Source organism: Sporosarcina sp. HYO08 (assembly GCF_001563475.1).
Taxonomy (GTDB): Bacteria; Bacillota; Bacilli; order Bacillales_A; family Planococcaceae; genus Sporosarcina.
In genome coordinates, this window is record NZ_LPUT01000028.1 from 157,868 (window position 1) to 170,854 (window position 12,987).

The 12,987-nt window shown below is 41.1% G+C and carries 10 protein-coding genes; 8 read left to right on the forward strand and 2 right to left on the reverse strand.

Going from position 1 to position 12,987, the window contains the following annotated elements; translation table 11 throughout:
* The first annotated feature begins 10 nt into the window (after positions 1-10).
* Positions 11-3,448: a pyruvate carboxylase gene (pyc, locus tag AU377_RS12165; protein ID WP_067408035.1), complete on the forward strand. Its 3,438-nt coding sequence runs from the start codon at positions 11-13 to the stop codon at positions 3,446-3,448.
* 215 nt (positions 3,449-3,663) lie between these two features.
* On the opposite strand, the gene AU377_RS12170 is transcribed toward pyc, so the two are convergent.
* Complete coding sequence (locus tag AU377_RS12170; RefSeq protein ID WP_067408036.1) at positions 3,664-4,563, reverse strand: heme A synthase; 900 nt, start codon at positions 4,561-4,563, stop codon at positions 3,664-3,666.
* Between the two features lie 340 nt (positions 4,564-4,903).
* Between AU377_RS12170 and cyoE the strand changes: the two genes are divergently transcribed.
* The 7 genes from cyoE to AU377_RS12205 all read left to right on the forward strand — a co-directional run bounded on the left by cyoE (position 4,904) and on the right by AU377_RS12205 (position 11,845).
* Complete coding sequence (cyoE, locus tag AU377_RS12175; protein ID WP_067408037.1) at positions 4,904-5,821, forward strand: heme o synthase; 918 nt, start codon at positions 4,904-4,906, stop codon at positions 5,819-5,821.
* Positions 5,822-5,920: 99 nt separating this feature from the next.
* Entirely contained in the window at positions 5,921-6,985 is a 1,065-nt protein-coding gene (gene coxB, locus AU377_RS12180) for a cytochrome c oxidase subunit II (RefSeq protein WP_067408038.1), read from the forward strand.
* Positions 6,986-7,020: 35 nt separating this feature from the next.
* Positions 7,021-8,895, forward strand: a complete 1,875-nt coding sequence (locus tag AU377_RS12185) for a cytochrome c oxidase subunit I (RefSeq protein ID WP_067408039.1) — start codon at positions 7,021-7,023, stop codon at positions 8,893-8,895.
* Positions 8,895-9,521: a cytochrome (ubi)quinol oxidase subunit III gene (locus AU377_RS12190; protein WP_067408040.1), complete on the forward strand. Its 627-nt coding sequence runs from the start codon at positions 8,895-8,897 to the stop codon at positions 9,519-9,521. The genes AU377_RS12185 and AU377_RS12190 overlap by 1 nt, the downstream gene beginning before the upstream one ends.
* Before the next feature lies 1 nt (position 9,522).
* Positions 9,523-9,870: a cytochrome C oxidase subunit IV family protein gene (locus tag AU377_RS12195; protein ID WP_067408041.1), complete on the forward strand. Its 348-nt coding sequence runs from the start codon at positions 9,523-9,525 to the stop codon at positions 9,868-9,870.
* Between the two features lie 507 nt (positions 9,871-10,377).
* Entirely contained in the window at positions 10,378-11,301 is a 924-nt protein-coding gene (ctaG, locus tag AU377_RS12200; protein ID WP_067408264.1) for a cytochrome c oxidase assembly factor CtaG, read from the forward strand.
* Positions 11,302-11,383: 82 nt separating this feature from the next.
* Positions 11,384-11,845, forward strand: coding sequence for a DUF420 domain-containing protein (locus AU377_RS12205; protein ID WP_067408042.1), 462 nt, complete (start codon positions 11,384-11,386; stop codon positions 11,843-11,845).
* Positions 11,846-11,877: 32 nt separating this feature from the next.
* Here the strand turns inward: AU377_RS12205 and ytvI are convergent, their stop codons facing one another.
* Positions 11,878-12,936, reverse strand: coding sequence for a sporulation integral membrane protein YtvI (ytvI, locus tag AU377_RS12210; RefSeq protein WP_253724481.1), 1,059 nt, complete (start codon positions 12,934-12,936; stop codon positions 11,878-11,880).
* Positions 12,937-12,987: the final 51 nt, after the last annotated feature.

Sequence of the window (12,987 nt, forward strand, 5' to 3'; positions counted from 1 at the left end):
TGCCTTGTGGATGGAAAAGATTAAGAAAATTCTTGTTGCTAACCGCGGAGAAATCGCCATTCGTATTTTCCGTGCTTGTACCGAGCTGAATATTTCGACAGTTGGAATTTATTCAACTGAAGACAGTGGGTCATTCCATCGATACAAGGCGGATGAGTCGTACCTTGTGGGGAAAGGGAAAAAACCAATCGATGCCTACCTAGACATTGAGGGCATTATTGCGATTGCAAAAGACTCTGGGGCAGATGCGGTTCACCCGGGCTATGGTTTCCTTGCAGAGAATAGGGAGTTTGCTCGTCGCCTTGAAGAAGAGGGAATTATCTTTATCGGACCAACATCCGAACATCTTGATATGTTTGGGGATAAAGTGAAAGCAAGAACGCAAGCGATTAATGCGGGAATCCCGGTTATTCCTGGCAGTGATGGGCCAGTTTCCTCCGTCGACGAAGTTGTATCGTTTGGTGATGCGTATGGCTATCCAATCATCATTAAAGCTTCCTTAGGCGGCGGTGGTCGCGGTATGCGAATCGTGAATAACGCGGACGAGGTCGTCGAAGCGTATGAGCGTGCCAAATCAGAAGCAAAATCAGCTTTTGGTAGCGATGAAATGTACGTTGAAAAATTTATCAATAAGCCAAAGCACATTGAAGTGCAAATTCTTGGCGATTCATTCGGTAATGTCGTTCATCTTTACGAACGCGATTGTTCGATTCAACGCCGTCACCAAAAAGTGGTTGAAATTGCACCATCCATTTCACTTCCTGATGGCTTAAGTGAAAAAATTTGTAATGCTGCTGTGCAATTGATGGAAAACGTAAAATATCTGAATGCAGGTACAGTTGAGTTTCTTGTAGCTGGCGATGAGTTTTACTTCATTGAGGTAAACCCTCGTATTCAAGTTGAGCATACGATCACGGAAATGGTAACCGGAATTGATATCGTTCATGCACAAATTCGCATTGCAGATGGACAAAACTTGCATGAAGGGGATTCGAAAATTCCATCACAAGATCAAATTCCTTTGTTCGGCTATGCAATTCAATCCCGCGTAACGACTGAAGATCCATTGAATGACTTTATGCCTGATACAGGTAAACTAGCTGTTTATCGCTCGGGCGGAGGTTTTGGTGTTCGTCTAGATGCAGGAAATGGCTTCCAAGGTGCTGTTATTACACCGTACTACGATTCTTTACTTGTTAAAGTATCTACTTGGGGCAATACATTCCAAGAAGCGGCAAATAAAATGAACCGAAACTTAGTGGAGTTCCGTATTCGAGGTATTAAGACAAATATTCCTTTCTTGGAAAATGTCGTTAAACATAAGAAATTCTTAGCGGGCGATTACGATACAAGCTTTATCGATACAACACCTGAACTATTTTTGTTCCCGAACCGTAAAGACCGCGGAACGAAATTGTTAAATTACCTAGGAAATGTAACAATCAATGGATTCCCTGGACTAGAAAAACAGTCTAAGCCAGTATTCCATCCAGTACGCAAGCCGGTTGTTGATCTATTAACACCGCCGCCGGCAGGTACAAAACAAATTTTAGATGAACGCGGTGCAGAAGGTCTCGTTAATTGGATTAAAGAGCAAAACGACGTCTTATTAACAGACACTACTTTCCGTGATGCGCACCAATCATTGCTTGCTACTCGTTTGCGTACAGCAGATATTACTGCGATCGCATCTGAGTCGGCTAGATTGATGCCTGATCTATTTTCTTTCGAATTATGGGGCGGAGCAACGTTTGACGTCGCGTACCGTTTCTTGAAAGAAAGTCCATGGGATCGACTGCTCAAACTTCGTGAGCAAATTCCAAACGTCATGTTCCAAATGCTTGTTCGCGGTGCAAATGCGGTTGGCTATACAAACTACCCAGATAATGTGATCCGTGAATTTATTAGCGAATCAGCGGAAGCTGGCGTAGACGTTTTCCGTATTTTCGACAGCTTGAACTGGATTAAAGGAATGGAAGTTGCGATTGATGCAACTCGTCAATCAGGGAAAGTTGCAGAAGCAGCTCTTTGCTATACAGGAGACATTTTGGATGATTCCCGTGCGAAATACACGGTCAATTATTACAAAGAAATGGCAAAAGAATTAGAAGCTGCAGGTGCTCATATCCTTGCGATTAAAGATATGGCGGGACTGTTAAAACCTGAAGCGGCTTACCGACTCATTTCTGAACTGAAAGAAACGATTGATATTCCAATTCACTTGCACTCTCATGATACGAGCGGCAACGGCATCTTTATGTACGGCAGAGCGATTGAAGCAGGTGTTGACATTGTCGATACAGCGCTTGGCGCGATGTCTGGATTGACATCACAACCTTCAGCAAGCTCGCTTTACTATGCAATGCAAGGTAATGAGCGTAAAGTACGTGCAGACGTTAAAGCGCTAGAAGATCTATCCTACTATTGGGAAGATGTTCGTAAATATTATCAGCATTTCGAAAGTGGGATGATTAGCCCACATTCTGAGATCTATGTGCATGAAATGCCAGGAGGCCAATACTCGAACTTACAGCAACAAGCGAAAGGTGTAGGTCTTGGGGAGCGTTGGGAAGAAGTTAAAAATATGTATTCCCGTGTGAACATGCTATTTGGTGATATTGTTAAAGTGACACCATCATCAAAAGTTGTAGGTGATATGGCGCTATTCATGGTTCAAAATAATTTGGACGAAGAAAGTGTTATTACACGCGGCGAAACAATTGACTTCCCGGAATCAGTTATTGAATTCTTTGAAGGGTATATTGGACAGCCTTATGGCGGTTTCCCGAAGGAACTGCAGAAAGTTGTCTTAAAAGAGCGTGAAGCCATTACAGTTCGACCAGGCGAACTTTTGGAAGAAGTTGACTTTGAGAAGCTGCGCGGTGAATTGAACGAGAAGCTAGGGCGTCCAGTGACAAGTCATGATGTATTGGCTTATGCACTTTACCCGAAAGTCTTTGAAGAGTATTCCACGATGAATAAGCAGTTTGGGGACGTTTCCGTTATTAGTACGCCTGAATTCCTATATGGAATGCGTATAGGAGAAGAAATCGAAGTTGAGATTGAAAAAGGAAAAACATTAATCATCAAACTTGTTTCCATCGGAGAACCGCAATCTGATGCTACACGTGTTATTTACTTTGAATTGAACGGTCAGCCACGTGAAATTATTATTGAGGATCTAAGCGTGGAAACGGATCAAGTTCGAAAAGTAAAAGCGGATCCTGCCAACAGATCACATATTGCGGCGACAATGCCTGGAATGGTATTGAAGGTAGCAGTAGATGTTGGAGCGAAAGTAAAACGCGGTGAGCACCTGCTCATTACAGAAGCAATGAAAATGGAAACAACGATTCAGGCGCCATACGATGGGGTTGTGAAAGATATTTATGTGACAGCTGGCGACTCGATCGTAACAGGAGATTTATTAATCGAGTTAGAAGACTGATTGTAAAAAGCCATAAAGAAAAAGGAGTGCCGAGATACAGGTACTCCTTTTTCCAATGGGCTAATACTCCCTTTAAAAATATTCGTGTTCATACACAATTCGAAAGTTCACTAGATAGACAAAAGTTATAAAACTTTTACAACTTTTATTTCTTATCTAAATAACGGAACACATATATTAAAAAAGACCGCCGCAATGGGCAGTCTCTCCGTAAGTTATTTACTCCTGGAAACTAGTAAGAGCATATAAGTTAATAGTCCGAACATAAGTGTGATAAATAACGAATGTAACAGTGTAACGTATAAGTTAAGCTTCGTGAGAACGACAGTCATTCCGGTTAACAATTGAAGCGTGACGAGCGCAAATGTAGTGAGCCAACCCCAATAGATTGCACGCTGATCGCGATAATGTCGGATGACATGCAATGCAATGATACCGATCCAAAGGAATATTAAAAACGCTGCTGCACGATGTCCCATTTGGATCCATTCATACATATCGCCCGGTAATTCAAATGTATTTCGACATAGCGGCCAGCTGGCGCAAGCCAATTCTGATTCGGTGTGCCGCACAAGGGCACCTGTATAGACAACAATATAAGAATATACAGAGACACCGATCGTATGCCATTTCAACTTATTGCCGATATTGATTTTGTCCGTATCAAATTTCTGATCTACTTCAAATACTAGAAGCGTTAATAGAAATACGGAAGCAAAAGAGATTAGGGATATACCAAAGTGGAGCGCAAGGATAAAGTCACCTTGTCCCCATAAAACTTGAGCCGCACCGATTAACGCTTGCAGGATGAGGAAGAACACAGCCATGAATGCTAAAAATTTAGTTTCGCGTATGTGTCCAATTGCTTTCCAAGACCAAATTGACAATACGAGAATGAAAATCCCAACCGCGCCCGTGACAAGACGATGAGAAAATTCAATTAAAACTTCAGGGGTAATTTCGTCTGGAATAAGATTTCCATTACAGCCAGGCCAATGTCTTCCACACCCGAGACCGCTATCTGTTTTTGTCACAAGAGCGCCGCCAAGAAGGATCAAAAGCATCCCGATCGTTGAAGCAACTGCAAACCATTTCAAGAATTTATTATACTGCAAAAATAAGACACCTACTTTTCATAATAACGATCGTAAGTTACTTTTTGAGAAGTTTCTAGCACTTCAATAATACCTCTGCAATTTTGATAATAGCGAAAAAGGCTTGAAATAACAATGAAAAACGGTTAAAAAGGAGATGTGTAACCCTTATTTCACAAAATGTTCATAAAAAAGACCCTTTGACTTCACAAATGACCTATTGAAATGATCTATCATAGACATTAGAAGGAGTAGCAGTGTCAATGTTCCGCGGAATATAGGTTATTTTGGATAAAAATGACTTAATTCCAATTTGTAATGGCAATTTACATCTTGGACCATGTAGGAAAGGAGGGGTACTGTGACAAATGGGCGAATTGTTTCGACGTCGGTTCAGACAGAAGTTGAAACAAATTCTGTGCTAAAGGACTTCCTGGCACTTATAAAAATTGGTATTGTCAATTCAAATCTCATAACAGTTTTCACAGGTTTGTTTTTGGCGTTTCAGTTAACGGGTAAAAGCTTCGTGCAGCATATCGATATCCTTGTCTTTACGCTTGGAGGATCGGCACTCATTCTCGCAGGTTCCGCGGCGCTAAACAATCTAATTGACCGTGATATTGACCCGATTATGACAAGAACAAAATCACGGCCGACGGTAACAGGAAGATTTAATGCATCGGCTGTACTCATTCTTGCCCTAACATTTGTCGTTGTTGGTGAGGTTCTCTTGTTTTTAACTTCAACAGCAGCTGGTGTGTGGGGATTGATCGGTGTATTTAGTTATGTTGTGCTGTATTCCATGTGGTCTAAACGAAAGCATGTAAGCAATACTGTTGTTGGCAGCATCTCTGGTGCGATTCCGCCGCTAATTGGCTGGGCAGCAGTTGAACCATCGCTTGGTGCAGGTGCATGGGCGCTGTTCCTTATTATGTTCATTTGGCAACCGCCTCACTTTTACGCACTTGCGATGCGGCGCACGGAGGAGTACCGGGCGGCGAACATTCCTATGTTGCCTGTTGTAAAGGGATTTGCCAGAACGAAAAAATCAATGTTAGGATGGGTGTTGCTCTTATTCCCATTACCATTCTTACTATCTGACCTTGGTATCGGCTTTATCATTCTAGCTACAGTATTAAATGCAGGATGGCTATATTTAGCGTTGAAAGGTTTTAAAGTAAAAGAAGATTTGAAATGGGCAACATCGATGTTTATTTATTCCCTGAATTACATGACGATTTTATTTGTTGCGATGATTATTTTCTCGATATTCATCTAAAAAATTCGGAATTCTTTCTTTATTAATAAGAATTCATCATAGAGAGGTCAGCAGTCTCCAGGATTAGAAAACAATTTTCAGAAAGAGAGGTATCATTACGTGATGAAAAGACTCAAAAATTGGCGTCTCTTTTCTCTATTAGCAGCGCTTACTGTCTTCCTTGCTGGCTGTGGACAAGAAGAACTTTCCACGCTTCTACCGGCAGGTCAAGTTGGTCAAGATCAATTCAATTTGCTGTTATTGTCGTCTGCAATTATGTTACTCGTAATCATTGTAGTCGTTATCATCTACTTAATTTCACTCGTTCGTTTTAGACGTTCGAAGGTAGGTGAGGATCACATGCCGGAGCAAGTTGAAGGAAGTCATACGTTAGAACTTATCTGGACAACAATTCCGATTATCCTCGTTCTAATTCTTGCAGTGCCAACGGTTTACTATACTTATAAACTGGGTGATGTAACAGCTATGGGCGCTGTGGATGAAGATGGAAATGCAGAAAACCTTGTCGTTGATGTAACGGCGAAATTATATTGGTGGGAATTTGAATATCCTGATCTAGGAATTGTGACAGCGCAAGAACTAGTTGTCCCAATGGATGAAAAAGTTTATTTCAATTTACTCGCTGCGGATGTGAAGCACTCATTCTGGATTCCAGCTGTAGGCGGTAAACTTGATACGAACGTAGAGAACGTCAATAAGTTTTATCTAACATTTGAAAAAGACTCGAAAAATCTTAAAGATGGTGTGTTTTACGGTAAATGTGCTGAGCTATGCGGACCCTCTCACGCATTAATGGACTTCAAGGTGAAAACGATGCCTCGTGCAGAATTTGATCAGTGGGTTGTCGCAATGCAAGCAACTGACGGTCAGATGGCAGATGCCGATGCAACTGACGGAGAAGCACTCTTTGCACAAAGTTGTATTGGGTGTCACGCGGTATCTGGTGTCGGAACGACAGGCGCTGCTGGACCGAACTTGGCAACATTTGGTGACCGTAACCGTGTAGCGGGTTACATGGATCATACTGAAGAGTCAATAAAAGAATGGATTAAAGATACACAGAAATACAAACCTGGCAATACAATGCCATCTTTCCCACAATATTCAGAAGCAGAGCTAGATGCACTTGCAGTTTACTTGATGGGATTAAAAGTTGAAGAATAATTTATTAATGTGAATTAACAGAGGAGGTAAACACATTGAGTTCAGTTGCTCAAAAAAGAAGTTTTGGCGCAACGGTTTGGGACTGGATGACGACAGTTGACCATAAGAAGATTGGAATTCTTTATCTCCTTGGCGGATTGTTTTTCTTTGTCCTCGGAGGAATTGAAGCACTAATCATTCGTCTACAGCTCCTTAAGCCGAACAACGATCTCGTCAGTGCAGGTCTTTTTAACGAATTGATTACGATGCACGGAACGACGATGATTTTCTTAGCGGCCATGCCGATCTTGTTTGGTTTAATGAACGCCATTATGCCGCTCCAAATTGGGGCACGGGACGTTGCTTTCCCATTTATTAACTCATTAGGCCTATGGATGTTCATTTTTGGTGGAATCTTTTTAAACTTATCATGGTTTTTCGGGCAAGTTCCAGATGCAGGATGGACATCTTATACATCACTTGCAATTACATCTGAAGGACATGGAATTGACTTCTATGCCATCGGACTTCAAATTGCCGGCGGTGGTACGTTAATGGCAGGGATTAACTTCCTTGTTACAATTATTAACATGCGTGCACCTGGGATGACTTACATGCGTATGCCGCTATTTACTTGGACTACGTTTGTTGCATCAGCACTTATTTTATTCGCATTCCCGCCGTTAACAATTGGTTTGTTCATGTTAACATTTGACCGTTTGTTTGGCGGAAACTTCTTTGACCATACGATGGGTGGAAATACAATTATTTGGGAGCATATTTTCTGGATTTTCGGTCACCCTGAAGTATATATTCTAATTTTACCGGCTTTCGGTATTTTCTCTGAAGTATTCCCGATTTTTGCACGTAAACGTCTATTCGGTTATGCTTCAATGGTTTTCGCAACAGTATTAATCGGTTTCTTAGGTTTCATGGTATGGGCTCACCATATGTTCACAGTTGGTCTTGGACCGACAGCGAACGCAATCTTCGCGGTTGCTACAATGGCGATTGCTGTACCAACAGGTGTTAAAATCTTTAACTGGCTACTAACCATTTGGGGCGGAAGCATTAAAGTTACTGTACCAATGCTTTATGCACTTGGTTTTATCCCATCTTTCGTTATGGGTGGCGTTACGGGGATCATGCAAGGGGCAGCACCTCTTGACTATCAATTGCACGATTCTTACTTTATTGTTGCGCACTTCCACTACGTAATCGTAGGAGGGGTTGTTCTAGGAATTTTCTCTGGAATGACGCTTTGGTGGCCGAAAATGTTCGGTGTCATGTTAAGTGAAACACTTGGTAAATGGACATTCTGGTTTTTCTTCATCGGCTTCCATCTGACATTCTTAATCCAACACTGGTTAGGGTTCTGGGGAATGCCGCGTCGTGTTTGGACGTATATGGATGGTCAAGGCTGGAACTCGGCCAACTTCATCAGTACAATAGGTGCAATGTTAATGGGTATTGGGGTCATTATCTTCTTGATTAACGTGATCAAATCTCATGTGCAGAAGAAACCAGTTCCAAACGATCCATGGGGTGATGGACGTACACTTGAGTGGGCAATTCCGTCTCCGCCGCCATTCTATAACTTTGCTCAAACACCACTTGTTCGTGGACTTGACTCTGTTTGGATTGAAAAGCAAGAAGGGAACGAATCTGGTTTAACACCAGCCGAGCCAGTTCAAGATATCCACATGCCAAATGGTTCGATTATCCCATTCCTTATGACATTAGGGATATTCGTAGCTGGGTTTGGTGCAATGTATCGTTTAGAGACATCATGGGGACTGCCAGTACTTGTTCTAGGTCTATTCTTCACATTTGCGACAATGTCTGCACGTTCACTGAAAGACGACTTAGGTTTCTATGTTAAGAAAGAACAAGTTCTAAAAGATTTAAAGGAAAAAGGGGGTAAAATTTAATGGATTTAAATAAGAAGTTTACCCCTGAAACGTGGCCGGCTAATCCGGAGCGGGCTACGCTAGAAGCAAAGAACAAGTTCGTTGGTTTCTGGCTATTCATAGCTGGAGAGGTTATTCTATTCTCGACGCTGTTCGGTGTTTACATTGCACTGAAAGACAAAGGAATTTCTGGCCCAGAGTTTTCGGCACAGGAACTCTATGAGTTGCCGCTTGTATTCGTCATGACGATGCTATTATTAACATCCTCATTGACAAGTGTGTTTGCGATGTATCATATGAAAAACTATAACTTCAAAAAGATGCAAATTTGGCTTTCTGTTACGGCGTTTTTAGGCTTAGGCTTCTTAATGCTAGAAGTTTATGAGTTCGCACATTACGCACAGTTAGGTTTTACGTATAACAATAGTGCATTCAGTTCTGCATTCTTTACATTGGTTGGAACGCACGGTTTCCACGTCGCAATCGGTCTTGTTTGGATTACGTTACTAATCTTCCGTAACGCGAAGCGTGGACTAAACTTGTATAACGCGACGAAGTATTATACATTCTCGCTATACTGGCACTTTATTGACGTCGTCTGGGTATTTATCTTCACTGTAGTCTACTTGATGGGAGTGGTAGGTTAATATGGCGGACATCCAAATTTATAAAAAGTCACCGGTTGAATATGAATTGGAGAAAAGACGAGCGAAAAAATCTATGCAAGCGCAAATCATTATGTTTTCGCTTATGATTTTCCTGACGCTTGTATCGTTTACAATGGTTGTCGCATTTAATGCAGATATCCTTGGGTTTTCCAAATATTTTGTAATTCCTATTTTGCTACTATTTGCAGCAGTTCAAGTCGGTTTACAATTGTATTATTTCATGCATATGAATGAAAAAGGACATGGCTTTGCGAAGTTATTTATGTACACAGGTATGTTGCTCGCATTTAGTATGCTCCTTGGTTATATCGTAATTACTTGGTGGTAATTACCGTAAAACCTGCGGACGATGGGGATCCGCAGGTTTTTCAAGTTGTTTTATGCCTGCTGCATCTCGGTAGGCGCCCTCCGCTTGGGTCGTTTCGGTCTTGTTGATAAAGGCAAAAAGCACCTTTATCCCCAAGCCCTCCAACGCCTGTCGCAGCTCCCAGGCCGCTTCCGCTTTTCTATTGTCTAGCTACAGCGGCCAGCTGCTCGGGTCGTTTCGGTCTTGTTGATAAAGGCGAAAAGCACCTTTATCCCCAAGCCCTCCAACGCCTGTCGCAGCTCCCAGGCCGCTTCCGCTTTTCTATTGTCTAGCTACAGCGGCCAGCTGCTCGGGTCGTTTCGGTCTTGTTGATAAAGGCAAAAAGTACCTTTATCCGCAAGCCCTCCAACGCCTGTCGCAGCTCCCAGGCCGCTTCCGCTTTTTTATTTTGTCAAAGTTCGTTCATTGTGTTCATATAACATACGTTCTATAATAAAGGGGAGACTTTTTGAAGGAGAGAGCGTAATGATGCCTTTAAGTATATTCGGATTTAGAGCGTTATGGAGTCCGTACTTTTTACTTTCTATCGTACTTTTGTGTGTATTGTACTTTCTATTTACTATGAAGTGGAGACACCGTTTCGTTGGAAGTGAACCTGTCACACGTAAGCAGATTAGTTATTTTATAGCGTCTATGATTGTTCTATATATTGTTAAAGGGTCCCCTGTCGACTTACTTGGACATATTTTGTTCTCTGTTCACATGGCACAAATGGCAATTTTACTCTTAATGTCTGCTCCTTTTTTGATCATAGGAATTCCGAACTGGATGTGGAGAAAAGTCTTGGATATTTCAATTTTAAATTGGATCATCCGTCTTTTCACGAAACCAGTTATCAGTTTACTCGTCTTTGCCTTAATGTTTTCTATGTATCATCACCCGTTTGTTCTCGATCAAGTAAAACTTAACATTGTTCTGCATGCATTTTTTACGATAACGTTATTTATTTCTGCACTTTTTTTATGGTGGCCAATTGTCAATACATTGGAAGGTCAGCCGCGTCTGCACGGTCTGAAGAAGATTGGTTATGTTATTTTAAGTGCGATTTTGATTACGCCTGCTTGTTCACTTATTATCTTCGTCGATGTTCCTGTATACGAAACGTATAGTTCGGGAGAAGCATGGTTAAAGGCAATGGCATTATGTGTGCCTGCTAGCACGCTTTCTGGCTTATCTGGATTAGGTATTTCAGGTCCGGAACTGTTTACAAATATGCCGACATTATATGACCAGCAATTAGGCGGTATTTTAATGAAGGTGATCCAGGAAGTAATTTACGTTGTCGTCATCGGTAAAATTTTCATCGCTTGGTATCGACACGAACGAGAAAATGCCGATGAAATTACAAAGCGTGATTTGCTCGAGCGCCAAAAATTGACAATGCATGGATAAAATGAAAAGTAGTTCATTTTGCCTTATCTGGAAGATCAATTGATCGTGCAATCTTCGTGATAAGTTTAAAGGGGAATCGTTCATGAGTGTACCATTCCTGCCCACAATTAGTACGTTTTTTATCGTTCTTTCGGCTGTATTAGTTGCAATTGGGTGGAACTTAATAAGAAAAAGGAAAATTGAGGCGCATAAAAAAACAATGATTGCTGCCGCGGGATCAGCACTATTGTTCTTTATCATTTACATGTCTAGAACAATTTTAGTTGGCAACACTGCGTTCGGCGGTCCGGAACACTTAAAAATTTACTATACCGTGTTCCTCGTTTTTCATATCGTTCTTGCAACGATGGGAGCGGTTCTTGGCGTCATGACAATATATCTAGGCTTAAAAGATCGACTTGAGAAACACCGGAAACTTGGCCCTGTGACAAGCATTATATGGTTTTTCACAGCCATCACCGGTGTGGTAGTCTATTTGCTGCTCTATGTTATTTATACTGGCGGAGCGACAACGTCAACGATCAAGGCGATTTTTGGCACATAATGAAAACACACCTTCAATAGAGGGTGTGTTTTTTATATTCTGAAATTTAATTTGATAATACCAGCTTCACGCGCGGTCGTGAACAAGATCACAATAAGTGGTCCTACAAAGAAACCGAGAAATCCAATTAGCTTTAAACCGATAAACATGGCAATTAGCGTAGGAAGTGGATGTAGTCCAATTTGTGTTCCCATTACTTTTGGTTCGACTGTTCTCCGAATGATGAGTAGAATGACTGCCAGGATTGCTAGTTTTGTTCCCGTCGCAATATCCCCGCTTATAAATTGATACAAAAACCATGGGGCAAGAATAATAATAGATCCTAAAATAGGAATCACATCAATGATCCATATAACAATTGACATAATGACTGCATATTTAGGGGCAATCCAGAGTAAACCGATAAATGTTACGGCGAGGATAATGAGGCTGACAAGTAATTGTGCTTTCATAAAGCCGAAAAGGACAGAATTTAATCTAGCAATCATAATACGTACTTTTTCAGCTGTCGCCGTCGTAAGATGTCTAAAGAGCATTTTTTTCAACTCTGGTAACTCTAGCATAAAAAGGAACAAAGCAATCATAAAGACAATCAGGCTTACGATAAAATTAGGGATATCCGTCATTAAGGCAAGAATTTTTTTATAGCTTAAAAAACTAAGAATAGCTTCTTGCATAGAGTCGAAAATTGTTTCGAGTTCTATTTGGATTGCTAAAACAACTTCAGAAGGCATATCGGCTGTGTACTGAAATAGTTTACTCTGCATATCAATCCAAACACCTGATAGAGAGTTAAAGTAATCAGGCGCCTCTTTGGTGAATTGAATAATTTTTCCGAAAAGGGAAGTGACTGAATAATAAAGAATGGCTGTTAAAATTGCTAAAATGAAGATAAAAACAGATATGACAGAAATTTTACGATTCCCTTTGAATTTTTTTTGTGCAAGAACAACAAGGGGATCAATTATAATCGCGGTTAAAAGAGCTAAAATAATTGGAATTGATACAGGTACGATAAATACAGAGATTAGGATGATCAATAGAATAGTAAGCGCTACGATCAAATTACGCTTTGTAAGCCATCTAGACAAAAAAACATTCCCCCAGACCATTCAATAATTTAATTATAACCAAAATAGAGA